At 70.8% G+C, this 22,070-nt stretch carries 20 protein-coding genes and 1 pseudogene; 8 read left to right on the forward strand and 13 right to left on the reverse strand.

Translation table 11 applies throughout. The features are described 5' to 3' along the window. Positions 1 to 101 precede the first annotated feature (101 nt). Positions 102 to 1,301, forward strand: coding sequence for a glycosyltransferase (locus tag WMF43_RS01540; RefSeq protein ID WP_437684262.1), 1,200 nt, complete (start codon positions 102 to 104; stop codon positions 1,299 to 1,301). A 169-nt stretch (positions 1,302 to 1,470) separates the two neighbouring features. Beyond that, on the forward strand, positions 1,471 to 1,596 hold the full coding sequence (locus WMF43_RS01545) for a hypothetical protein (RefSeq protein WP_437676925.1): 126 nt from the start codon (positions 1,471 to 1,473) through the stop codon (positions 1,594 to 1,596). Between the two features lie 62 nt (positions 1,597 to 1,658). Here WMF43_RS01545 and WMF43_RS01550 read toward each other — a convergent pair whose 3' ends face one another. Both WMF43_RS01550 and WMF43_RS01555 read right to left on the reverse strand, forming a co-directional pair. Beyond that, the gene (locus tag WMF43_RS01550; protein ID WP_437684264.1) at positions 1,659 to 2,225 is read right to left on the reverse strand and encodes a DUF6036 family nucleotidyltransferase; all 567 of its coding nucleotides are present in this window, start codon (positions 2,223 to 2,225) and stop codon (positions 1,659 to 1,661) included. Beyond that, on the reverse strand, positions 2,215 to 2,481 hold the full coding sequence (locus WMF43_RS01555; RefSeq protein WP_437684281.1) for a hypothetical protein: 267 nt from the start codon (positions 2,479 to 2,481) through the stop codon (positions 2,215 to 2,217). The genes WMF43_RS01550 and WMF43_RS01555 overlap by 11 nt, the downstream gene beginning before the upstream one ends. Before the next feature lie 232 nt (positions 2,482 to 2,713). Here WMF43_RS01555 and WMF43_RS01560 point away from each other — a divergent pair. Further along, a pseudogene (locus tag WMF43_RS01560) lies at positions 2,714 to 3,106 on the forward strand (hypothetical protein); the annotation flags it as partial. Positions 3,107 to 3,201: 95 nt separating this feature from the next. Here WMF43_RS01560 and WMF43_RS01565 read toward each other — a convergent pair. Further along, entirely contained in the window at positions 3,202 to 4,137 is a 936-nt protein-coding gene (locus WMF43_RS01565) for a LysR family transcriptional regulator (RefSeq protein ID WP_437676927.1), read from the reverse strand. Positions 4,138 to 4,205: 68 nt separating this feature from the next. Here WMF43_RS01565 and WMF43_RS01570 point away from each other — a divergent pair, with 68 nt between their 5' ends. Beyond that, positions 4,206 to 4,820 carry an NAD(P)H-dependent oxidoreductase gene (locus WMF43_RS01570; protein WP_437676929.1) on the forward strand — a complete coding sequence of 205 codons (615 nt, stop codon included), beginning with the start codon at positions 4,206 to 4,208 and terminating at the stop codon, positions 4,818 to 4,820. A 54-nt stretch (positions 4,821 to 4,874) separates the two neighbouring features. Here WMF43_RS01570 and ggt read toward each other — a convergent pair whose 3' ends face one another. From ggt to WMF43_RS01590, 4 genes are all read right to left on the reverse strand, one after another. Continuing rightward, the gene (gene ggt, locus WMF43_RS01575; RefSeq protein ID WP_437676931.1) at positions 4,875 to 6,797 is read right to left on the reverse strand and encodes a gamma-glutamyltransferase; all 1,923 of its coding nucleotides are present in this window, start codon (positions 6,795 to 6,797) and stop codon (positions 4,875 to 4,877) included. A gap of 280 nt (positions 6,798 to 7,077) precedes the next feature. After that, a complete protein-coding gene (rpsD, locus tag WMF43_RS01580; RefSeq protein WP_437676932.1) occupies positions 7,078 to 7,689 on the reverse strand; it encodes a 30S ribosomal protein S4 in 612 nt (203 codons plus the stop codon). Between the two features lie 130 nt (positions 7,690 to 7,819). Further along, positions 7,820 to 8,092: a hypothetical protein gene (locus WMF43_RS01585; protein WP_437676934.1), complete on the reverse strand. Its 273-nt coding sequence runs from the start codon at positions 8,090 to 8,092 to the stop codon at positions 7,820 to 7,822. Positions 8,093 to 8,418: 326 nt separating this feature from the next. After that, on the reverse strand, positions 8,419 to 11,052 hold the full coding sequence (locus WMF43_RS01590) for a transglutaminase-like domain-containing protein (protein ID WP_437676936.1): 2,634 nt from the start codon (positions 11,050 to 11,052) through the stop codon (positions 8,419 to 8,421). A 601-nt stretch (positions 11,053 to 11,653) separates the two neighbouring features. Between WMF43_RS01590 and WMF43_RS01595 the strand changes: the two genes are divergently transcribed. Further along, on the forward strand, positions 11,654 to 13,183 hold the full coding sequence (locus WMF43_RS01595; protein WP_437676938.1) for a DUF7453 family protein: 1,530 nt from the start codon (positions 11,654 to 11,656) through the stop codon (positions 13,181 to 13,183). Positions 13,184 to 13,467: 284 nt separating this feature from the next. Further along, positions 13,468 to 14,148 (forward strand): hypothetical protein, encoded by a 681-nt coding sequence (locus WMF43_RS01600; protein WP_437676940.1) that lies wholly within the window; start codon positions 13,468 to 13,470, stop codon positions 14,146 to 14,148. A gap of 87 nt (positions 14,149 to 14,235) precedes the next feature. Here the strand turns inward: WMF43_RS01600 and WMF43_RS01605 are convergent, their stop codons facing one another. The 3 genes from WMF43_RS01605 to WMF43_RS01615 are packed head-to-tail and all read right to left on the reverse strand — an operon-like array spanning position 14,236 to position 16,628. Further along, on the reverse strand, positions 14,236 to 15,336 hold the full coding sequence (locus tag WMF43_RS01605; RefSeq protein WP_437676942.1) for a cytochrome c biogenesis protein/redoxin: 1,101 nt from the start codon (positions 15,334 to 15,336) through the stop codon (positions 14,236 to 14,238). A gap of 21 nt (positions 15,337 to 15,357) precedes the next feature. Beyond that, positions 15,358 to 16,104, reverse strand: a complete 747-nt coding sequence (locus WMF43_RS01610; RefSeq protein WP_437676944.1) for an anti-sigma factor family protein — start codon at positions 16,102 to 16,104, stop codon at positions 15,358 to 15,360. After that, entirely contained in the window at positions 16,044 to 16,628 is a 585-nt protein-coding gene (locus WMF43_RS01615) for an RNA polymerase sigma factor (RefSeq protein WP_437676946.1), read from the reverse strand. The genes WMF43_RS01610 and WMF43_RS01615 overlap by 61 nt, the downstream gene beginning before the upstream one ends. 188 nt (positions 16,629 to 16,816) lie before the next feature. On the opposite strand from WMF43_RS01615, the gene WMF43_RS01620 reads away from it, so the two are divergent. After that, positions 16,817 to 17,857, forward strand: coding sequence for a methyltransferase (locus WMF43_RS01620; RefSeq protein ID WP_437676948.1), 1,041 nt, complete (start codon positions 16,817 to 16,819; stop codon positions 17,855 to 17,857). Between the two features lie 13 nt (positions 17,858 to 17,870). Here WMF43_RS01620 and WMF43_RS01625 read toward each other — a convergent pair whose 3' ends face one another. Genes WMF43_RS01625 through WMF43_RS01635 form a run of 3 tightly spaced genes read right to left on the reverse strand, consistent with a single transcriptional unit; the run spans position 17,871 to position 19,638 of the window. After that, positions 17,871 to 18,368 (reverse strand): hypothetical protein, encoded by a 498-nt coding sequence (locus tag WMF43_RS01625; RefSeq protein WP_437676950.1) that lies wholly within the window; start codon positions 18,366 to 18,368, stop codon positions 17,871 to 17,873. A 4-nt stretch (positions 18,369 to 18,372) separates the two neighbouring features. Beyond that, positions 18,373 to 18,888 carry a hypothetical protein gene (locus tag WMF43_RS01630; protein WP_437676951.1) on the reverse strand — a complete coding sequence of 172 codons (516 nt, stop codon included), beginning with the start codon at positions 18,886 to 18,888 and terminating at the stop codon, positions 18,373 to 18,375. A 33-nt stretch (positions 18,889 to 18,921) separates the two neighbouring features. Further along, positions 18,922 to 19,638 carry a hypothetical protein gene (locus WMF43_RS01635; RefSeq protein WP_437676952.1) on the reverse strand — a complete coding sequence of 239 codons (717 nt, stop codon included), beginning with the start codon at positions 19,636 to 19,638 and terminating at the stop codon, positions 18,922 to 18,924. A gap of 513 nt (positions 19,639 to 20,151) precedes the next feature. Between WMF43_RS01635 and WMF43_RS01640 the strand changes: the two genes are divergently transcribed. Then, positions 20,152 to 21,873 (forward strand): ABC transporter substrate-binding protein, encoded by a 1,722-nt coding sequence (locus WMF43_RS01640; protein WP_437676953.1) that lies wholly within the window; start codon positions 20,152 to 20,154, stop codon positions 21,871 to 21,873. The last annotated feature ends 197 nt before the right edge of the window (positions 21,874 to 22,070 follow it).

Consider the following 22,070-nt stretch of genomic DNA (forward strand, 5'->3'; position numbering starts at 1 on the left):
TATACCGGAACTCGGGCGTTGATACGATGAAAAAACGCATCGGCGGTGCCATCGTCGCCTCCGTCATCCACGCGATGCGCGTGGTGGAAGGGAGAGAGGCGATGCGGGTATTGCTGACGGGAGTGGGGACGCGCGGTGACGTTCAACCCGTGGTGGCCTTGGCCGTCGAGATGCGGCGTCGGGGGCACGACGTGAGGCTGTGTGTTCCGCCGAACTTCATCGACTGGGCGGGCGGCATGGGCTTCAAGGCGACACCGATCGGCATCGCGATGCGTCAGCCGAGCGGGGCCGCCGCCGCGCCGGCGTCCGTGCCGACGCCGGAGCAGATCCGCGCGCTGGTCGCGCACCTCGTGAGAGATCAGTTCGACGCGACCGCGTCGGCGGCCGAGGGGTGCGACGTGATCGTGGCAGGCGGAGCGCACCAGTACGCCGCGCGGTCCGTCGCGGAGCGGCTGGGCATCCCGTCCGTGGTCGCGGTGTACGCGCCGGTGTCCCTGCCGTCGCCGGATCACTGGCCCGTCGGGGAGCCCGGGGGCGACCCGGAATCCAACCTCAAGCGCTGGCAGGACGAATCGCGGAGCTGGAACGAGCGCCTGCTCGAGCGGCTCAACGAGAGCCGGGAGCGGCTCGGCCTGGGGCCGCTGAGTGACGCCCTCGGCCACATCCTGGGCGCGACTCCATGGCTCGCGACGGACCCGGTCCTTGCGCCGCTGCCGGCGACGCCCGGCCTGAAGGTCACGGAGACAGGAGCCTGGCTCCTTCCGGACCAGGCGCCGCTCGCACCCGAGCTGGAAGTGTTCCTCGCCGCCGGCGAGCCGCCCGTTTACGTCGGCTTCGGCAGCATGCCTGTGGACCAGCAGACCGGCCGGATCGTCATCGAGGCCGTGCGGGCCGCCGGGCGCCGCGTCGTGCTGTCGCAGGGGTGGGCCGAGCTCGGTCTGGTCGACGACGCCGCCGACGGCATCGCGATCGGCGACGTCAACCAGCAGGCGCTGTTCCCGAGGGTGGCCGCGGTGGTGCACCACGGCGGGGCGGGGACGACCACGGCCGCGGCGCGGGCGGGCGTGCCGCAGGTGATCGTGCCGATGTTCGCCGATCAGCCCTATTGGGCCTCACGCGTCCGGGCGCTCGGGATCGGGACGTCGGTGGCTCGTGCGGCGCTGAGCGCGGAGTCCCTCGCGGCCGCGTTGGGGGGCGCCCTCGATCAAGGGGTCGCTGCGCGCGCGGCCGCGATCGCCGGGACCGTGGCGGTGGATGGGACGGCCGTCGCCGCGGACCTCATCGAGCGGGCCTCGGCGTGAACCTCCGGGGGGAGCCGCGTTCGGCTCATCGGGCGCGCTAGACCGGCTTGACCGTTCGGGGGGCCATGGAGTCCTCCTGGCTGGTTCAAGGTCGATGATGGGTTCGTCAGGATGGGTGGACGCGGTTGCTCCGGCCCTGCCGACCGCACGCAGGGGCTCGGCGCGCCGCTTGAGGATTCAGCATGGCTGCAATCACCCGAGAGACGACCCGATGCCCTCAGTAATCCATGAAGCCCTGGTGGAGCTGTTCAAGAATCGGCCGACGCTGGCCGCCGAGATGCTGCAGGACGCGTGACAGCCGCGATCGCTTCGCTTCCGACCTGGGTCGCCCCAACCCGGGCTGGGTTGCTGCACCTCTCATGGCCGGCGCACGGCGGTGGTGCGCGCTTTGCGAATCAGACGCTCGAGGCGGCGGAGCAGCCTGTCCTCGCCGAGGGCGGCCTCGAGCTCGCCGAGGAGAGCGCGGATGTGATCGAGGTCGAGGTCGTGCTGCTCGAGCAGCACGCCGCGAACGTCCTCGAGGTCCTTGGGGCGGCCGGCCAGGACCTTGGTGACGACCAGGTCTTCCGGGCTGATCATCGGCACGCGTACGCCGCCGAGGGCGATCAGCCTGCGACGCGCCAGGAACTCGGTGTGCAGGCTCGACGCCGCGATCACCACGTCGATGGGCATGCAGGTCGGGCGGTGCACGAGCGGGAGCAGGCGGGCTTCGCGGAGGAAGTCGTCGCCGAGGTGGACCCGCAGGTCGAAGCCCGCGCGCGAGAGGTCGTCCACGAGGGTGAGCGCGCTGGTCTGCGCGAGGTCGACGGTGACGTCGACGTCCGCGGTCATGCGGGGCCTCCCGTAGGCCACGGCGGCCTGCGCGCCGAAGACGTACCAGCGGAGGCGGCGCCTCCGCAGCGCTGCGGCCAGGTCAGCGAGCAGGGCGACGGCGGCGGGCCGCGACGCGGTCGAGGGCCTCGAGGACGCGGAGGTGCGTGGCGAGGTCTTCGCGGCGTTCTTCTTCGCTCGGCCAGCCGGGCTTTTGCGCGAGGACTTGTTTGCGGAGCTCATCGGCGATCCGGATCCCGGCGGCAGGGCCGTGCTGCCTCTTCCAATCGCGCCAGTAGAGCTCCTTGTCGCGCTGGGCGGCCGCCCAGCCCTGGCGAGCGAACCGCCGGAGCTCGTCAGCGTTGCGCATCGGGACCAGGTTACCACGACCGCAGCGCCGCCGGGACGCGGACCCGTTCCTCGTGCCGCGGCGCGCCTGTGCGTCGTGCGTCCTCCGGCAGGCGGCGAGGCGCAGGGCGCCTCTGCGACAGCCGCGATCGCTTCGTCTCCGACCCGGGTCGCCCGACCCGGGTTGGGTTGCGGCGGTCGTGAGGTGCCCCGGGAACGGTCCCGAGCACAGCCCGCGGTTCGTGACGTGCCCGCACGGGCAGGAGGAGGTGGGGGAGGCGATCGGCGTGGCCTTCCTGGCGGCGGCAGCCGGGCTCGATGAGGAGCGTCGCGCCGTGTACGGGGACCTGGTGCTATCCTCGCTGAACGCAGCGGCGAGGCGGACGTTGGAGGCGATGATGAAGAGCGGATACGAGTTTCAGAGTGACTTCGCGCGCAGCTACGTGGCGAAGGGACGGCAGGAGGGGAGCCGCGAAGCGAAGGCGCAGGCCGTGCTCGCCGTGCTCGAGGCCCGCGGGCTGGAGGTCCCTGCCGAGGTCCGGGAGCGCGTGCTCGCGAGCACCGATCTGGCCGAGCTGGACCGCTGGATCCGCCTCGCTGCCGCCGTCAGCGACGCCCGGGAGCTGCTCGCGACGGCCGGCTCCTGAGCGCGCACGGCCTCCGGAACCCGTCGAGCGGCTGTCACGCCCCGCCGAAACCCGATCGTGGCGTCCTCCCGCGCCGCTCGCGAGAACAGCGCCGCTCACCGCGGGCGCAGGCGTGCCCGCGCGCGTCGCGGGCCGCTCAAGAACTGGAGATGCTCCTCGAGAGCGCTCCACACGGCGGCGACGCGCGGCACCTCACGCAGGCCGCGCGGCGTGACGAGCCAGAGCTCGAGCACTGGACCTCCGGGTAGACCCAGATCGAGCTCCACCAGGTCGTCGTCCAGATCGAGCGCGCTGCACGGCAAGACGGCGGCGCCGAGCCCCGCTCGCACGGCCTCGATCTGGGCCACGTAGCTGCTCACGATGAGCTTCGGGGCCCGCTTCACGTGCCGCTTCCGGTAGTCCTCTTCGATGGTGGAGGCGCCGCCCAGATCGACGCCGACCCAGTCGAGCTCGTCGCGGCCCTTCTTCGAGAGCCTGCGGTGGGCGATAGGCACCGTGGGCAAGGTGACGATGCGCGCGGCCACCAGATCGCCGCTCTTCGGTCGGAAGAAGCGCACGGCGATCTCGGCCTCACGATGGCCCAGATCGGCCACGTCGTAGCTGGTCAGCAGGTGGAGCGAGACGCGCGGGTGTCTCTCGGCGAGCGCCGGGAGCACGCGCGGAATGACGCCGTGCACCGCGATCGACTCGGTGAGCGCGAGACGAACCAGGCCTTCGGCCTCTCGCTCGTGGCCGCTGGCTTCGCGCATGAACTGGTCGGCGCCGCTCTCCATCGTCTCGACGTGGCGAAGGAGCTGCTCGCCGAGCGGGGTGAGCATGGAGCCTCCCGGCCGCCGGTCGAACACGGCCACCCGGAGCGTCCGTTCGACGGTCGCCATGCGCCGGCTCACCGTCGATTGCTCGATGCCGAGCTTGCGGGCGGCGGCCGAGAAGCTGCCGGCGCGCGCCACCTCCAGGAAGAGGCGCAGATCGGCCCAATCCACGTCGGCGAGCGGCCTGCCGGCGGGCCGGGAGGCGGGAGGGCGAGCCATGCGCCCACGCATGGCACGCCTGCTCAGGTTCGTCTACCCAGATGCTGCTGCATGGCCATGATCGACGCATGCACCTCGTCATTCAATGTCACCCTGCCCCCGACAGCCTGAGCGACGCGCTCGCGCGGGCCTACACCAGCGGCCTCGAAAGGGGAGGAGCCCGCGTCGAGCACCTGGCCCTGCGTTCGCTCGTGTTCGATCCGCACCTGCGCGCCGGCTTCAGCGGCCGACAGGAGCTCGAGCCCGACCTCCTGAAGGCCCGGACCGCCATCGAGCGCTCGAGCCATGTGGCCTGGTTCTTCCCCACCTGGTGGGCAGGGCCGCCCGCGCTCCTCAAGGGCTTCATCGATCGCGCCTTCTTGCCCGGCTGGTCGTTCGCCTATCGAACGCGAAGCCCGTTGCCCGAGGGGTTGCTCGCCGGCCGCAGCGCGCGTGTCGTGACGACGATGGATAGCCCGAGCTGGTGGTACCGCTTCTGGCACCGGCGCTCCGTCCATGCCTCGTTCGTCAACGCGACGTTGCGCTTCGTGGGGTTCGGGCCCGTCCGCGAGACCACGTTCTTCAATCAGAAGACCCGGACCCCCGAGCAACGAGCGGCCTGGCTCCAGGAGATGGAGCGCATCGGCGAGCGGGATGCGCGGCAGTTTCGCGCCACGTCCCCGCGCAGGCTGGCTGCTGCGTGAGGTCGCCTCAATAGCCGGCGACCTGAGCCGCGCCGTCAATGCTACGCAGGCGGCCTACGGCGCCCGCTCGACCATCGCGCTCCCGCCGTGGCGGCGGACCGGCTCGGCGACCGCGGTCACGGTGCCGTCGCCGTGGAAGCGGAGCGCGGTGGCCGCGCCGATCTCGCCACCCGTCGTGTTCGCGTCGGAGAACACGTGTCCCAGGGCCCTGAGCCCCTCGGCCTCCAGCGCGCCCAGGAACGCCGTCTCGGCGTCGCTCGAGCCATCGCCGGCGTTGCGCTGCGAGATGCGCGGCGCCGCGAGCGCCTTGTCGATCGGCAGGCCCAGATCGATGTAGCCGACCAGGATCTGCAGCACGGTGGTGATGATGGTGGACCCGCCCGGCGAGGCGAGCGCTATCTCGGGCTTGCCGTCCTTCAGGACGATCGTCGGGCTCATGCTGCTGCGCGGCCGCTTGCCCGGCTCGACCACGTTCGGGTGCGGCGCGGCCGGGTCGGAAGGGATGTTGAAGTCGGTGAGCTCGTTGTTCAGCAGGAATCCATGGCCGGGTACGACCACGCCGTTGCCGCCCTCGCTCTCGATGGTGCACGTGTACGACACGATGTTGCCGGCCGCGTCGCTGACGGTGATGTGCGTCGTCTCGTTGTCGCTCGCGTCGTTCTTCGGTCTGGCGCTCCCGTTCCTCGCCGGCTGGCCGCGGCGCGGCGAGGGGCTCGGGTCGGTCTGGAACGCGAAGGGGTCGCCGGGCGCGGCCGCGCTGGTCGGGGCCTCTGCGAGGTCGATCAGGTCGCGCCGAGCGTCGGCGTAGTCCTTCGAGAGCAACCCCGCGACGGGTGCCTCCACGAACTCGGGATCCCCCAGGAAGGCGCCCCGATCCGCGAAGGCGAGGCGCGAGGCGCCGAGATAGCGGTGCAGCACCTCGACGGGCGTGAGCGTCTCGAGGTCGAAGCCCTCGAGCAGGTTGAGCGCCTCCGCCACGGTGATCCCACCGCTGCTGGGGAGGCCCACGCCATGGACGGTGTAGCCCCGGTACGTCGTCGAGATCGCCGGGCGGACGCGGGCCTCATAGTCCTGCAGATCGGAGAGGGCGATCACCCCGGGCCGCACGTCGAGCGTGCTCCCGGGCTCGATCGGGGGCTCGAGGACGGCCGCGACGATGGCCGCGGCGATCTCTCCCTCGTAGAAGGCCTTGTCTCCTCCCTCGGCGATGAGGCGGTAAGTCCTGGCGAGATCCGGGTTCTTGAAGACCGCGCCGACCGGCCGCGCCTCGCCGTCGGGCCCGAGGAAGAGCTCCTTGCTGCTCGTGATCGCCTGGAAGCGCGCCAGGTTCCGCCCGGTCTGCTCGAAGAAGGTCGCGTCGACCTCGAACCCCGCCTCGGCGACCTGGATGGCCCGCTGGAGCACGTCCTTGAGCCCGAGGGTCCCGTAGCGGCGGAGCGCCTCGCTCCACCCCCGCACGGTGCCGGGCACGCCCACGGACAGGCCGCTCGTCACGAGCTCGTCGAACGCGATCGGGGCGCCGTTCTCGTAGAAGGCGCTCGCCTCGAGCCGTGACGGCGCGGTCTCGCGGTGGTCGATCGCAACGACCTTGTTGTCGGCGGCGAGGTAGACGAGCATGAAGCCGCCGCCGCCGATGCCACACGAGAACGGGTCGGTCGCGCCGAGCACGCCGGCCGCGGCGACCGCGGCGTCCACGGCGTTGCCGCCCTTCTTCAGGACCTCGATGGCGGCCAGGGTGCCGCGGAGATCGACGGTCGCCGCCGCGCCGCCCCGCCCAGTGGCCGTCGGCGCGAGGCCCGGGAGCTCGGCGAAGAGGTCGTCGGCCGCCCCGGTCCCGCCGCCGTCCGGCGCTGCGTCCGCGTCGCCCTGACCGGGCTCGCCGCGGCCCACCGGCGCGAGCTTCTCGTTCGGGCTGCAGGCGGCGCACAGGACGAGGAGGCCAAACATGGCCAGGTGATTCTTGCTGCGTTGGGCCATGCGCGGACCCTAGCAGGGCCTGCCCACACCGGGAGCAGCGCGCGCGGGCAGGGCGTTGATTGCTGCCCAGCACGCAGCGCCTGGCTGCGCGCGATGACATGGATCGGCCGCGGTGCGCAAATTTGTAAGCTAAAAAACTAAATCTCGGCTCGCGTGGATCCTTGCAGAGCGCCGCGATGGGGCAGGTGAACACGCCGCCCAGCGCCGGTGGGCCCTCGCCCGAGGATCCGGCGCAGCGCGGCGGCCGGCGACCGTGACCGCGCGGGGGGCGCGTTCTTCGTCACAGTCGCTGCGAGTAGTACTCGATGATGAGCTGAACCTCGATCGGGAACGGGATGCTCGTCTCGTCCGGCAGGCTGGTCACGCGCGCCTGCCGGGCGTCCTTGTCGACCGCGAGCCACGCGGGGGCTTCCAGGTCCGCTCTCGCGAGGCCGGCCACGACGGTCTGGTGGTCGCGGCGCTGCTCGCGCACGCTCACCGTCTCTCCGGCGTGGACTCGGTAGGAGGGGATGTCGACCCGCTTTCCGTCGATGAGCACGTGCCCGTGCGTCACCAGCTGCCGCGCGGCCGGGATGGTGCGCGCGAAGCCCGCGCGGAAGAGGATGTTGTCGAGCCGGCGCTCGAGCAGCTCGATGAGCTTCGTCCCGGCGGCCAGCTTGCTCCTGCGCGCCTCGAGCATGAGCGTTCGAAGCTGCGTGTCGGTGAGGCCATAATTGAGCCTGACTTTCTGCTTCTCGCGGAGCCGGAGGGCGTACTCGCTGAGCTTCTTGCGGGCCTGGCCGTGCTGCCCCGGGGGGTAGGGCCGGCGCTCGGTCTTCTTCGCCGACAGCCCGGGGAGCTCGACCCCGAGCGCGCGCATGACCTTGACGCGAGGTCCGGTGTAACGGCTCATCTCCGGGCCCCCCGGGGCGCGCGCGCGTCGCGATCCTGGAGCGCGGCGCCGTCCGGCGCCGGTGCGTCAACGATGTCGTGGACAGTCATCGATGTCATGGGTCTTCTTTCCTGGTCCTGTTCTTGAGGGCTCACACGCGCCGGAGGTGGCGGAGGATCGGGAGCTGTGATCTGCGAAGGAGGCGCGCGAGCCCGTTCGTGGTCTGGACACGGGCGCCGAGCGGCTCGGGGTAGTCGGATTCATCGAGGACCCGCAGCCAAGGGAACGACTCGACGCCGCCGCCGTTCCGGTGGAGCTCCACGTGGCGCGCGCCCCTCGCCGTGGCGGGACGAAGGTGGAGAGACGGAGTCGCGTCGAGCAGGAGCTCCACGTCCGTCGCGAGGTGCAGGGAGGCCTGGGTCAAGCTCCGTGAAGCCCGCGCGCTCGAGGTCGAGCACGCGGGCGAGGTGGCGCGCTTCGTCGTCGTGGAACCCGAGGTCTGGAAGCGCGTCGGATGCGTAGGCGCACGCGGCGACACCCGCCAGCTCGCGTCGAGCACAGGCGGAACTACACGGATCTGGATCGTGAACCGCGGCGAGATCATGAGCTCTCGCACTTCGGCGCTCGCTCTAGCTCGATGTCGATGCCCGGCCGGCGGCCGCCAGCGCGGCCCGCTCGGTTGAGCTCCTCAGGTCGGAGGGACCCCTCCCGCCACGGCGCTGCGCCACGGCGGGAGAGGTTTCGGCATCTTCAGAACTGCAGGTCCAGGGCGTACTGGACGGAGTCTCCCAGCTTGAGCCTGTCCTCCGAGTTGGGATAGGCGTCATCCGGCTGGCCATGGTCGTGGAAGACGACCACGTACGACTCGCCCTCGGGCAGGGGATAGGTCGTGGCCCGATCCGCGCAACGCACCGGCACGGAGGCGTTCCACCTGGGATCCATGTCGGGCTCGTTCACGACGGGGGGGCCGTTGGGATCGACGTAGGGCCCCACGCAGAGCTTGGGCTGCAGGGTGCTCCCGCCGCCCGGCAGCGTCCTGACGGAGATCGCCCTCGCCCCGGTGGTCGCCTTGCTGATGCGATAAACGTCCTTCTCGCCGCGCCCGAGGAAGCCCGTGACGCCGCTCTGCGTGATCCAGAAGTCCGGCCCGGACTCGTACTGGGCCTCCAGGGACAGGACGTCGTCCTCGCCGATGTCGGTCGTGGGGCCGAGCGGATCCCAGGTGACGGTGTTCGTCGTCGTGCCGCGAGGCTTGTACCCCGAGAGCACGAACGCCGCCTTGCCGAACTGCGCCCGCGGCCCGATCGCCTCCGAGTAGCGCTCCCAGAGGAACTGATACGGGGTGCTGCCGGAGGCGTCCGGGTTGGTGGCGTCGAAGACGTACCAGGGATCGGTGTCGCTGTTCGGGCTCGAGCTGTTGTTCTCCCTCTTCCCGCCGTGCAGGGGCACGCTCGGGATGTACGCCTCCGTGAAGAAGTGGTTCCCCCAGCCGCCGAGGTTGCCGTTGCTGGACACGACCCGGGAAAGGACACCCGCGCTGCGGGCGATGGCCGCCAGGACCGGAGCGTAGTCGTAGCACTGGACGCCGTTGATCCCGTCGTCCGAGCTCAGCTGCGTGTTCGGCTTCCCGTACTGGAGCGACTCCGCGGGATCCAGCCCGTCGCTCAGGAAGATGGTCGACACGTCGCCCAGGTTGGTCGGCTGGCTGTACCGGTACCGCTGCGTGACGAGCCGGTACAGACGGCGCATGGTCTCGAACTCGCTCGTGGTCCCCTGCGCCGCCGCCACGGCGTGATCCAGGAACGACAACTTCGACTCGTCCGTCGTCCGGCGGAACGCCGCGGTGAGCTTCCGCTGCACGTCGTACGGCGGCGACCACTCGTAGAGCACCGTGAAGTTGTCGCGGATGTTGTCTTGATCGCTGCCGAACCCGCCGTTCAGGTTGACGCCGTCCTCGTCCTCGTCGTAGCCGTACGTCTCGAGCTCCGCCTTGGAGATCGCGCCGCTCGTGACGAGCGGATAGGGGTTGTGGATCACGTAGAACACGACGTCCTGGCCGATCCGGGCGCCCGAAGGGGTGAAGGCGCGCACCAGGTAACGACCGACGGGCGCGTCGCTCGGCGCGGTGATCCGCCAGTGCTCGCGGTTGCGGCTGGAGAACGCGCCGCTCGCGAAGATCCCTCCCCGGTAGTCGTACTCGGAGGGCAGAGACTTCGCCCAGGACACCTCCGCGCCCGTGGCGTCCGAGATGATCCGCAGCGTCGCGTTCTGGGTTGTGCCGTTCAGGCTCGAGTCCTCGACGGCCACCGAGAACGTCGTGCCGCGGCGGACGGGCGGCGGGCGGACCCCGTTCGTGACGGCGGGGCCCTGCGCGAAGGCCACGCCCTCGCTCCAGGCGTCGTAGTCGCCCGTGCGCATCGCGCCGTAGTAGAGGAACTGGACCCGATCCCAGCTCGTCTTGGCGGGGCCCGTCGGCGCGAAGCTCTTCTCGCTGACGCCGAACCAGAACTTGGCAGGATCGTAGCCGCTGGCGGTCAGCGAGAACTCGAGCGTGTGCTCCGCCGCGTTCAGCTGCCCGAGCGGGAAGTTGTAACGGCCCTGATCGAACCCGCGGCGGTAGAGCAGGTTGCCGTTCAGCTTCACGTTGTCGGCATAGGCGGACTGGGCGGGATCGGTGTTCCGGTAGGCGCCTCCCTTGAAAAACACCTGCGACGCCGAGCTGTCGACCGCGATCTTCGCGCGGACCTGCACGGCGGCGCTCGGGGGGTCGACCCAGACGATCTTCAAGGAGTTCCCGGAGACGTCGGTGGCCTTGAAGCTCTGGGTGCGGCCCGCGTTCGGGGCGACGTACCTGAACTCGAAGCGATACCAGCCCTGGCGTGAGCTCGAGAGCTCGTACACCTGCTGGCCGCTGCTGTTCCACAACGTCTGCTCGCTCTGGTCCGCCTCTCCCGGGCGCGAGGTGACCTTGACGGACTCGAACCTGTGGCTCGTGTCGACCTGCCCCGTCGCCGTCCTCGCGGCGAGCTCGAACCGGATCCTCTCTCCGGTCGCGTCGGGCTGATAGACATGAACGACCTGCGAGAAGGTCCCCGATCCCGAGAACGTCTCCTCGACGGATTTCATGTAGACCCTGCCAGGGACCTCGAGGGCTCGGATGGGGGCCAGGGTCTTCTGGAGCGCTTCGTCCGGGATCGTGGGAATGCTCACGAGCTCCTGCGCGGAGGTCTCGACCGGGGTCTCGAGCGCGAGCTCGTCGTCGGCGCATCCGACGACCGGGGCGAGGGCGCCGAGGAGCAAGAGGGCCAGAGCGTCGCCGTGGCGGGCGGCGCGCCGGGCGTGACGAGGCGTGATGTGCGTCGACGAGATGCTGGTGTCTACCATACTGCCTTCCTCGGAGAGGCTGGGCCCCACGCGCGTGCCGCGGGTGTCCGGCGTGAGAGGCCCATCGCGGCGAGCCAGCTCGCCCGCGCTCGCGCGGCGCCCAGCGTAGATCCGATGGACATGTGGATCATCGTAAATAGATTTTCCAAATCGAAATCTGCATGTCCGTCATGCATCCTGTGCATCCCGCCGCCATGGCCTCGCGCGGGCGTGAGCTCCGCGGCGCCGCCGTCCGACTCACCCGGCGGAGCTCGACCGCGAGACGCAGGCCTTTGGGCTCGGCCACCGCGGGCGCCCCGTGCTCGAGCACCGGCGCCGCCGGGGGGCTGCGCGTGCCGAGGAGCGCTCCTGACCGACGCCGCCCGCGCCGCGCGTCACGTTGGCCCGAGGCTCGCGCCTGGCGGGAAGCGCCCGCAAGATCGGGCTCTGCTACGTCACCCGCGACGCCCAGGACTGCTCTGGCGGGCGGATCCGTCCGCGAGCGCGGGCCACGGCTCCGCGCGATCGTCCACGTCATGGCCAAAGCACGCTTTCGTCCGAGGCGCCGGGTGAGTTCGCGTCACCCTATCGAGAACGGAATCGAGAACGGATAGGCGTCGCCTTGATCAGCGGTGTTCAATCATCCATATTCCCGCGGATCCTCGAACTGCGCCTCGTTCACGCAAATCCTGGCTCGACGGAGATGTCTATGCGGACGAATCGACTCACGGTGCTGGGGCTGTGCTGTGCGCTCGTCACGACGGCCTGCGGGACCGACATGGAGCCGGAGGCCACCACTTCGTCGCGACGTGACGCCCTGGCCTGCTCCTACCCGGCGCACGGATCCGAGGAATACGTCTTCTCGGCGATCGCGTTCCTCGACACCCCGACCCCGGGGGAAGGGACCTTCGTCAATGATTTCGAGGTCGGCGGGCTCAACGACTCGGGTGACATGGCGTTTGGCGCCGACGTCTCCACCGGCGGGGAGGGGGTCTTCCTTAGGCATCGTGGGCGCATCCTGGAGCTGGGGCGGACCGGCGGGGCCGCGCCGGGCGGCGGGATCTTCAGCTTCGGTTTCCTCGGACCGGTCGACCTCAACGAGCGAGCGGACATGGTCTTCAATTTTCTGCTGGAGCCCTTCGCCACGCCAGTCGGCGTCAATGCCGGCGCCTATCGCTACTCGCGCGCCACCCGCAGCGTGATACCGGTCGTGATCCCCGACGAGACGCCGGCGCCGGGCGGCGGGACGTTCCGGGGGGTCTTCTTCGGGCCCACCATCAACGACCGCGGTCACCATGCGTTCGCCGGCATCGTGGAGACCGAGGAAGGCTTCCACGCCCCTGGACAGCCCTACGTCGGCCTGGGGATCGGGACGTTCGTTGCCCGCCCCCATGGTCACATCGACCGCGTGGTGGTCCCCGGCGACGAGGCGCCCGGCGGCGGGACGTTCGACTACGCCGTTGAGCCGTGGATCAACGATCGCGGCGACGTGTCCTTCATCGGCCACATCGCCGGCGAAACCGGTCCGGTCCCGGGTTTTCCACCGCAGGCGGAGCTGATCAACGCGCTGGGTAGCTTGTACGTCAAACGGGCGTCCGGAGGGGTGCGCTCCATCGTCCACGCGGGTGATCCGGCGCCGGGCGGAGGCGATTTTCGGCAGGTCTTCCACGACGTGATGAACCGATGGGGCGACATCGCCTTCAATGGTGATCTCACGCCGTTCCCGGGGGCCAACCAGGACATCGGAGTGTTCGTGTTCCTCGACGGCGAGGTCAAAGCTGTCGCTCGGCCCGGCGACCCTTTGCCCGGCGGCGGAACCCTCATCAACGCCAGCCTCGTCGGCGGCAACGTTCACATCAACGATGCTCGAGAGGTGGTCTTCAGCGCCCATATCGACGCCGGCGATGACTCGCTCGTCACCGGCCTGTTCCGCTGGTCGCACGGTCGGCTCAGCGTGGTTGCCCGGACGGGGACGGTCATCCCCGGGATCGGCACGGTAGAGCAGCTCAACTCGCCGCAGCTGATCATCCCGCCGCCGCCGGTCTTCTCGCCGACGGCCGGAGCCGTCAACAACAACCTGGGACAGGTCGCCTTTCAGGCGCTGCTCACCGACGGCCGCGGCGTCATGCTGCTCGCGTCGCCGTACCCCTGACCTTCGTCCCGCCTGAACAGGTGAGCACGAGGCGCCGCCACGAGACCACCACCCGCGGCGGCGCCGTGGGTCGCCTCAGCCCGGCAGGTTGACGTAGCAGACGAGCCTGTCGGCGCCGGAGCAGCGGGTGTGTCGCTGCCCGAGGCCTGCCGTCGAGCGTCCCTGTATGTGCCAAGGCACAATTTGGCACGCAATGTGACCGTGCCCCCAGCTTCGAATCGACGCTGGTCGCGCTTTGGGCCTTTTGTCGCTCTGGCACCGTGTTTGCACAGTCGGACGCGACGATGAAGACCAAACCAGCCCTCGTCTTCGTGATGCCGCTCCTGCTGACCGCTTGCGACCCTGCTTTCTGGGAGGGCGGCTCGTTCGATCTCCCCGACCTCGCCAACGGCGGCGCGCACGATCCGCCGGATCCCAACGATCCGCCGGGGGAGGGTGGCTCCGGCGGCGCGGGCGGGGGCGGGGGCGGCGATTCGAGCCCGCTCACGGCGGCCGTCGCGATGACGCGCGCGCAGCGTGACGAGCTCAGGGAGGAGTATTACGAGAATCTGGCGAGCGAAACCGGCAGCGCAGTGTCGACCTCCGCGGCCGGCGGCGGGTCCGAGCTGGATCCCAACGATCTCCTGCTCCACATCTCGGATGTCGGCGAGTCCTGCAATATCTATATCACGCATCTTCCCTGCGGTGGGCACTGGCAGCTGCGGTTCGCCTTGCCGGTCGCTTACCAGCAGGTCGGTGTTTACGATATCAATGATCCCGCGCTCCGCGGCTTCGTCCTCGAAGCGGGCGAGCCGTACTCTCCAGCGCCGGACGACTGCGGGAAGGGCGGCGGCACGCTCATCCAGTCGGGCACGCTCGAGATCCTCGCGATCGACAGCGCCGAGGTGCGGTTCCGCCTGACCTCCGAGGACCTGTTCCTGGGTGGCAATCCGAGCGGGGAGTACACCGCGCCGCGTTGCCCCTGACGCCGCTGCTACGACGGCGTGCGCCCGCCACGCCGTGCGGCGGGATGTTCTGCATCGCCCTGCCGGGGCCGACGCCCGGCCGTGGGCTCACAAGGCAGGGGGGCACGCCTCGCCGCGGACGTCGCCGAGCAGGCTCGCGAGCCGCTGGCGCGGCAGCTCGCCGACGGCGCGCTCCACCTCCTGCCCGGCGGCGTCGACGGTGAGGAACGTCGGCACGAAGCGCACGCCGTAGCGGGCCGCGAGGGCCTGCCCGCGAGGATCGTCGACAGGGATGCGCAGGACGGTGCCGGCCTCCCTGGCGCAGCGCGCCTCGAGCTCCTTCACGAGCGGCGCCATGCGCTCGCACACCGCGCAGTGCGCGCTCTCGAACTCGATCAGCCGAGGCATCCCCTCGGGCAGCGCGACGTCGCCGTGCTCCACGGCGCCCTCCGGGGCCGCACACGCGCCGGCGGGGCCGCCGTCGCAGGGCGCGCTCTCCGCCACCGGCGCCGCGGGCGGCGAGAAGGCGTCCAGACGGCCGGTCGCGAACGCGACCCCGAAGACCACGAGCAGCGCCCCCGTCGCGCGCTGGAGGGCCGGCGTGGCCGGCATCAGGCGGCGCGCGAGCGCGACGGCCGCGGGCCCGGCGAAGGCCGCGACGACGAGGGGCGCGGCGAGGCCCGCGGCGTAAGCGCCGAGCTGGACCGCGCCGGCGAGCGGGCTGGCGCCCGCGCTGGCTGCGTAGGTCAACGCCGCGCCGAGCACCGGGCCGACACACGGCGTCCACCCTGCCGCGAAGGCGATCCCGAAGAACATGCCCCCCCAGAAGCCGCCCGCGCCGGGGAGGCGGGCGAGCAGCGGGCGCGCCTCGCGCTCGAGCCACGGGAGGCGCAGCACACCGAGGAGCTTCGCGCCGAAGAGCGCGAGGATCGCGCCGGACGCGACGGTGAACACGCGCCGGTGGGGCGCGAGGGCCGCGGCGAGCGCCGACGCGCCGGCGCCGAGCGCGACGAGCACCATCGCGAGGCCGAGCGCGAAGCCGACGCCGGCGAGGCGCACGCCGCGCGTCGCCGCGGCGCGGTCCGGACCGCCGAGCGCCCCGGCGCCGCCGAGCGCCGACAGGTAGACGGGGAGCATCGGGAGCACGCAGGGCGACGCGAACGTCAGCAGCCCGGCACCGAAGAGCGTCAGCAATGAAGCGATCGTCATGGGTCCTCGCAATGGGCGGGATCAGCGCCTGCCGAGCGCCGGCGCGAGCGCCGCGACGTCCACTTCGGCGACGGCGAACACCGGCTGTTCCACGCTCCTCGCGCAGATCGCGCTGCCGAGCGGCCCCTGGGTGCACCCCACGCCGCGCCCGGCCAGCACGCGCGCGGCCGTCGCGGCGTCGGAGCCGGGCGGCGGCACGAACACCGTGAGCGGCTTGTCCCCGCTCTCGTACATGAGCGCCGCCGTGCGCGTGCCCCCGATCTGGCAGAGGCGCGCCCCGAGCAGCCGGGCGCCGGACACCGGCTGGACGGTCACCGCGTAGCCGAGCTTCCCCTCGAGCCACCCGGCGACCGCGTCCGGATCGGAGGACTCGAAGTCGCACGGGCGCTCGCGCGCGAAGCCTCGCACGTGGTGGCTCACGAGCTCGTTCGCCATCGCCGCGCCCACGCCCCGGGTCGGGCTGCCGACGAGCAGCGCGGCGGCCGCCGCGGCCGCGGCGAGGGCGGCCGTGATCACCCAGGGGCCGCGGCGCGGCGCGCGCGTTTTCCGCGCGACGGCGGCCTCCGCCCGTTCGCGCAGGCGCTTCGGCACCTCCCCGTCCGCCTTCGCGACGAGCGCGCGCCGCACGCCGCCGAGGACGTCCACGGCGCGCCGGCAGGGCCCGCAGCCGGCGACATGCGCCTCGATCCGCGCGGCGTCCTCGGGCGTCACCTCGCCGTCGTGCCACGCCGAAATGTTCTCGAACCACTCGCGGTTGCACCCTGCCATGACATCTCCTCGTGCCGTTCGGAGAGGCCCTCGACCAGCGCCAGCCGCGCCCGCGAGAGCCGTGATCGCACCGTGCCCACGGGGCACGCCTGGAGATCGGCGATCTCCTCGTAGGAAAGATCCTCGACCTCCCGCAGGAGCAGCGCCTCGCGCCACTCCGGGGGCAAACGCGCGAGCGCGCGCTCGACCTCGTCGGCGAAGCCCCGCTCGAGGAGCTCCGCCTCCAGATCGCCCTGCGGCTCCGGCACCGACTCGGCGCCGCGGCCGCCCTCGATCACCTCGAGGCGCTGCCGCGCGCCGCGCGTCGCGTTGAGCAGGACCGAGCGCTCGATGCGGAGCAGCCACGCGCGCATGCGATCCTGGTCGCGCAGGTCGGCGTGCCGCTCGATCGCGCGCACGACCGTCGCCTGCGCGAGATCCTCGGCGTCCTGCTCCGAGCGCGTCAGGCGGCGCGCCGCGCGCAGGAGGCTCGGGAGCTCGGCGAGGAGCCGCTCGACGAACGAGGCGTGGGGAAACGTGGGCATGGGCTGGACGGGGAGCAGGAGGGCATTGCGCCGCCTCGTTCCCCTGATACTCCGAGGACACGGCGAGCCCCGCGAAAAGTTCCCGACCACGCGCGACCTCGTCGGCGACCCGCACGTCGACGGCGGCAGGCGACCTCGAGGCGCGGACGGCAGCCACCACGAACCTCGGACGAGATGGGAGCGGAACCATGAACAACGATGCAGCAGCACGGATCCCCGCGAGCGCCGGCCGACAGCGCTTCAACGAGATCACGAATGCTATGTGGCTCTGTCAAGCGATGTGCGCCGCGGCGAGCCTCGGCCTCTCGGACGCGATCGGCGACGCGCCCACACACGTGGACGACGTCGCGGCGCGGCTCGGGCTGCACGGCCCGTCGCTCTATCGCATGCTCCGGGCGCTCGCGGCGAACGGGATCTTCGAGGAGCTCGGCGACAGGCGCTTTCAGCACAGCGAGCTGTCGAGGCTCCTCGGGAGCGAACACCCGTTCAGCCTGCGCGCCCTCGCCGAGTTCCTCCGCTCGCCGATGCAGCGGGACGCGTGGGACGGGCTCTCGGACGCGATCCGCGACGGCAAGGCGGGCTTCACGCACCGCCGCGGCAAGACGATTTACGAGCACCTCCGCGCCGACGCCGCCGACAGCGCGCTGTTCAACCGGGCCATGCTCGACTACTCGCTGGAGGGCGCGGCGATGATCGCGCAGGCCTATGCCAGGTTCGGGGAGGTGAGCTCGGTGCTCGACGTGGGAGGAGGGCTGGGCACGCTCGCCTCCGCCATCGCGAGGGCCCACCCCCAGGTGCGCGCCACGGTGCTCGATCTGCCGCACGTCGAGCCCTCCGCCACGCGTTACCTGGAGGAGGCCGGCGTGGGCGATCGGGTGCGCTTCCATCCGGGCGACTTCTTCGAGGCGGTGCCCGGCGGCCACGATCTCTACATCGTCAAACACTGCCTCTGGAACTGGGGGGACGACGAGTGCTCCCGGATCCTGCGGGTCATCCGGCGCGCGATCGGCGACGCGAGCGGCGCGCGGCTGCTCATCATGGAGCAGATCCTCGAGCCGTCGAACCTCGCGCGGGCGGCGCTGTCCGACGTCCTCATGCTCACGATCAGCGCCGGCGGCCGGTGCCGGACCGACGCCGAATACCGGGAGCTCACGCGCGAGGCCGGCTTCCAGCTCGGCTCGATCCTCCAGCTGGAGGAGATCGCCATCGCCGAGTTTGTCCCCGTCTGACCCGGGGGCACACTCACTCGTAATCGCGGCGCAGCGCCTCGTAGAACGCGTCGCTCATGAGGTAGTCCGCCCACCACGGCTCGACCGGCGTCACGCCCCGGCGCTGCTGGAAGAGCACCAGATCATCGAGCTCGCCGTCGTACCAGCCCCACAGGAACCGGGCCCGCAGCACGTCCACGTTGCGCCCGCGGAGCTCGGCCACCGCGTCCTCGAGCGACTCGTCGTCGAACTCGTCGACCAGCGCCTCCGCCTCGTCGATGATCTCGCCGAGGTAGGCCAGCCCCTTCTTGGTGATCTCGAACCGCGCCTTGCGGCGGTTGACCTCGACCAGGTCCGCGTTCACGAGCTCCTGCAGGACGTCCTCCAGCGGGCTCAGCTCGGGCGGCAGCACGAGGGGCATCTCCATGCCTCCGTCGGCGGGCTTCAGGTCCATCTTCTTCAGCACGTAGATGCCGGCATAGACCAGCTTCTGCTCGCGCGACACGATCGGCTGCTTGCGTCCGTCGAACATCGTCTCACTCCGCGATGCGCCAGGCCTCCGCCTCGAGGCGGATGCGCCGGCGACCGTCTGCGTCGGTGTCGAGCCACGCGTCGACGTCGCCGTGGGCGTAATACACGGGGGTGCGCCCCGCCGCCTCCGGCCGCCGGATGCGCGCGGCGTGGGGGTTGCACATGGCGAGCACGACGGCGCGCTCGCCGGAGAACGCGGCCGGCAGCCAGCGCTCGAGGAACGCCGACAGGAGCACGGTCACCGAGTAGTCCTTCGCGACCTCCTCGACGAAGAACTCGAGCTCCACGTCGTCGGGCAGCACCTCCGGCTCGTCCGCCGAGTGCACCGCCACGACGAGCGCGTCCGTGACCCGGAGCGGCCCCCGATCCGCGCGGCCGTCGAGCCAGAGCTCAGCCACCCGGCACCAGCCGAACTGCGTGGACTCCACGTCCGGCTCGTCGCGGTGCTGCTCGAGGTTCAGGAGCTCCAGCGCGGGACGGCAGCGGAAAGGGAGCTCGGAGATGCTTCGCAGGGGCTGCATCGCGGCGGGCGGCGGCGGCGGCCGGAAGCGCGGCTACGCGACGAGGCGCTCGGGCTTGCGGCTGCGTTCGCCGCGGCGGACGCCGAAGCGCGAGCCGGCGCCGGACCTGCCGCTCCCGAAGCGGCTGCCGCCAGCGTTGTTGTAGCGCCGCCCGGTCTGCGACGCCTTGCTGTTGTTGACGCTGGACGGATTCGAGGCGCGGTACGTATCGCGGTGGGAGCGCAGATCCGTCATGCGGTTCGGCGGCGTGGTGTACGGCTGCGTGTACACCGGCATGTAACTCGGGCGCAGCGCCGACGACACCATGGCGCCGAGGAGCATGCCCGAGGCCAGGCTCATCACCGGCGAGTGGTAGTACGCGTAGGGGCCGAACCCGGTCGTCTGGAGCTGCGCGGCGCCCTCCCCCGAGACGTCACGGCGGATCGTGAACACCTTCTCGGGGTCCTGCACGCCGCCGTCGCCGTTCTTGTCGAAGAACCCGGTGACGACCTGCGTCTTGGCGTCGAGGTCCTGTACGGCGACGCTGATGACCTCGCTCCCCTGGTAGATCTCGTTGACGCGCCGCTCGAAGTCCTCGGGCCCCTCGGCCGCCTTGTAGGCTTCGTTGACCTTGTCGAGGTCGAGCTCGACGTTGGTGTTCTCGGTGGTCGCCCACCGCTCCTTGGACGGCCCGCCGGTGCTGTCGCAACCGGCGGTCGCGACGGCGAGGGCTGCCAAGAGCACGACGGGCAGGGTGGTCTTCGTCATCATCTAGAAAGATCTGTCTGGTGCCGTGGGAGGATTCTGTCAAGCAGGCGCTGCTGAGCCCGGCGCCGGCGCCCGCAGGCGCCGGGAGCCCGCGGGCGCCAGGGGTGAACGTACCCACGCGCCGTGCGGGGGCGTCGCGCACGATCCTGGAGGACGCGATGCGTCAACCCACGCGCGGCGCCCACGCGCGGCGGCCCATGTGCCCCTCCGGGGCGATCGCGGTCGTGCGGGATTCCGGGATGCGCGCCGCTCGCGCGACCCGCTCGGCCAGGCCTGGAGCGCCAGGTACTCCGCGCCGGACGACGGCGATGGAACGCGCGAAGGCCGCCAGCGCTGAGCGTTGACATCCCCCAGCTTAACCGGTAAACATCGCACGGTAGCGCCGTGCACGGCACGGGGACCACGCGGTCGTCCTTCTTTCTTTGTATTCCTGGATACGGCGCCGCGTACAGCCACGGATAAAGAATCACGGAGCGTCGCGGGGACCGCGAGGTCGCCCGCGCGGAGGGGCTTGTCATGAAGACTGGACTGATGCCGCGTCGCGCCTTCTTCCTGTCGGCGCTGATGCTGTCCGGCGCCGCCGCGGGCTGCTCTTCCAAGGAAGGGGCCGAGGCGGCCCGCGGCGCTCCGGAGGGGCCGGCGGCGTCCGCGGCGCAGCCCGCGGCGAAGGGCGCTGCGATGGTCACGATCTCGCGGGAACAGCAGGCTTCCTGGGTGCGGAACTTCAACCCCCTGCTCGCCGAGGGGAGCGTGCGGTTCCCGACGCTCGCCGGCATCTACGAGCCGATGCTCATCTACAACACGATGAAGAACGAGTACACGCCGTGGCTCGCGACGAGCTACACGTGGAGCGACGGGAGCAAGAGGCTCACGTTCACGATCCGCCCTGACGTCCGGTGGTCGGATGGACAGCCGTTCTCCGCGAAGGACGTGGCGTTCACGTTCGATCTCCTGAAGAAGCACGCGGAGCTCGATCTCTCGGGGGTGTGGAGGTTCCTCGACGCCGTGGCGGCGAAGGACGGCGCGACGGTCGAGTTCACGCTGAAGCGGCCCTACGTCCCGGGGCTCAGCTACATCGGACACCAGCCGATCGTGCCGGAGCACAGGTGGAAGGACGTCGCCGATCCGGTCACGTACACGAACGAGAACCCCGTGGCGACAGGGCCGTTCACCGAGGTGAAGGTCTTCCAGAACCAGGTGTACGAGCTCGGACGGAACCCGAACTACTGGCAGAAGGGCAAACCCGCGGTCGACGGGCTGCGCTTCCCGGCCTACCCCGGCAACGACCAGATCAGCCTGGCGCTCACGAACGGCGAGATCGACTGGGCGGGCGCCTTCGTCCCCGACATCGAGAAGGTCTTCGTCGCCAAGGATCCGGCGAACCACCATTACTGGTTCCCGCTCGTCGGCGGCACGGCCACGCTGTACCCGAACACGACGAAGAAGCCGTTCGACGACGCGCGCGTGCGCAAGGCGATCAGCATGGGCATCGACCGGCAGCAGATCGTCAAGATCGCGGCGAACAACTACACGCAGGGCTCGGACGCGACCGGGCTGGACGACTCGCACGACCGCTGGCGCAACGAGGAGGCCGTGGCGGCCGGCGACTGGGTGAAGCTCGACCTCACCCGGGCGAACCAGCTCCTCGACGAGGCCGGCTACGCGAAGGGCGCGGACGGGATCCGGGCGAAGGACGGAAAGCCGATGCGCTTCGAGATCAACGTCGTCACCGGCTGGTCGGACTGGGTGCGCGCGGTCCAGATCATCGCGCAGAACCTGAAGCAGCTGGGCATCGACGCGAGCCTCAAGACGTACGACTTCAGCGCGTTCTTCGAGGCGCTCCAGAAGGGCACGTTCGACATGTCGATGGGCTGGACCAACGTGGAGCCCACGCCCTACAACTTCTACCGCGATCTCATGAGCGCGGAGCTGGTGAAGCCGGTGGGCGAGATCTCCGCCCGCAACTGGCACCGCTTCGGCGCGAAGGAGGCCGACCCGCTGTTCCGAGAGTTCGAGTCCGCGACCGACGCGGCCGAGCAGAAGCGCATCCTCGACGCGCTGCAGATGATCTTCGTGCAGGCCGCGCCGGTGATCCCGCTCTTCAAGAACCCGTCCTGGGGCGAGTACAACACGAAGCGCTTCACCGGGTTCCCGAGCCGGGAGGACCCGTACGCCAAGCTGACGCCGAACAACCCGCCGGAGTACCTGCTCGTCCTCACGGAGCTCAGGCCGAGGTGACTCGACGGGCGTCGCCCGCCCGAGCGCGCCGCGACCCCCCTCGAAATGCCGTGAACTAAACCGATTAAGTTCTCTGCCGAAGGAGACGGAGCCGCCGTGGGATCACCCACGATCGAGGCGGTACGTCGCCGGGTGCAATCAGGAGAGGTACGAAGGGAGATCACGATGCGCGTTGTTCATGGGTGGGTAGCTGGTTG

Origin of the sequence: Sorangium sp. So ce131, assembly GCF_051519095.1 — a bacterium.
GTDB lineage: Bacteria > Myxococcota_A > Polyangia > Polyangiales > Polyangiaceae > Sorangium.

Excerpts from the sequence above, each read along its gene's own strand:
- WMF43_RS01540 (WP_437684262.1), top strand. The coding sequence starts at position 102 with ATGCGGGTATTGCTGACGGGAGTGGGGACGCGCGGTGACGTTCAACCC.
- WMF43_RS01555 (WP_437684281.1), bottom strand. The coding sequence starts at position 2,481 with ATGCGCAACGCTGACGAGCTCCGGCGGTTCGCTCGCCAGGGCTGGGCG.
- WMF43_RS01565 (WP_437676927.1), bottom strand. The coding sequence starts at position 4,137 with ATGGCTCGCCCTCCCGCCTCCCGGCCCGCCGGCAGGCCGCTCGCCGAC.
- WMF43_RS01570 (WP_437676929.1), top strand. The coding sequence starts at position 4,206 with ATGCACCTCGTCATTCAATGTCACCCTGCCCCCGACAGCCTGAGCGAC.
- ggt (WP_437676931.1), bottom strand. The coding sequence starts at position 6,797 with ATGGCCCAACGCAGCAAGAATCACCTGGCCATGTTTGGCCTCCTCGTC.
- rpsD (WP_437676932.1), bottom strand. The coding sequence starts at position 7,689 with ATGAGCCGTTACACCGGACCTCGCGTCAAGGTCATGCGCGCGCTCGGG.
- WMF43_RS01590 (WP_437676936.1), bottom strand. The coding sequence starts at position 11,052 with ATGGTAGACACCAGCATCTCGTCGACGCACATCACGCCTCGTCACGCC.
- WMF43_RS01600 (WP_437676940.1), top strand. The coding sequence starts at position 13,468 with ATGAAGACCAAACCAGCCCTCGTCTTCGTGATGCCGCTCCTGCTGACC.
- WMF43_RS01605 (WP_437676942.1), bottom strand. The coding sequence starts at position 15,336 with ATGACGATCGCTTCATTGCTGACGCTCTTCGGTGCCGGGCTGCTGACG.
- WMF43_RS01610 (WP_437676944.1), bottom strand. The coding sequence starts at position 16,104 with ATGGCAGGGTGCAACCGCGAGTGGTTCGAGAACATTTCGGCGTGGCAC.
- WMF43_RS01615 (WP_437676946.1), bottom strand. The coding sequence starts at position 16,628 with ATGCCCACGTTTCCCCACGCCTCGTTCGTCGAGCGGCTCCTCGCCGAG.
- WMF43_RS01620 (WP_437676948.1), top strand. The coding sequence starts at position 16,817 with ATGAACAACGATGCAGCAGCACGGATCCCCGCGAGCGCCGGCCGACAG.
- WMF43_RS01625 (WP_437676950.1), bottom strand. The coding sequence starts at position 18,368 with ATGTTCGACGGACGCAAGCAGCCGATCGTGTCGCGCGAGCAGAAGCTG.
- WMF43_RS01630 (WP_437676951.1), bottom strand. The coding sequence starts at position 18,888 with ATGCAGCCCCTGCGAAGCATCTCCGAGCTCCCTTTCCGCTGCCGTCCC.
- WMF43_RS01635 (WP_437676952.1), bottom strand. The coding sequence starts at position 19,638 with ATGATGACGAAGACCACCCTGCCCGTCGTGCTCTTGGCAGCCCTCGCC.
- WMF43_RS01640 (WP_437676953.1), top strand. The coding sequence starts at position 20,152 with ATGAAGACTGGACTGATGCCGCGTCGCGCCTTCTTCCTGTCGGCGCTG.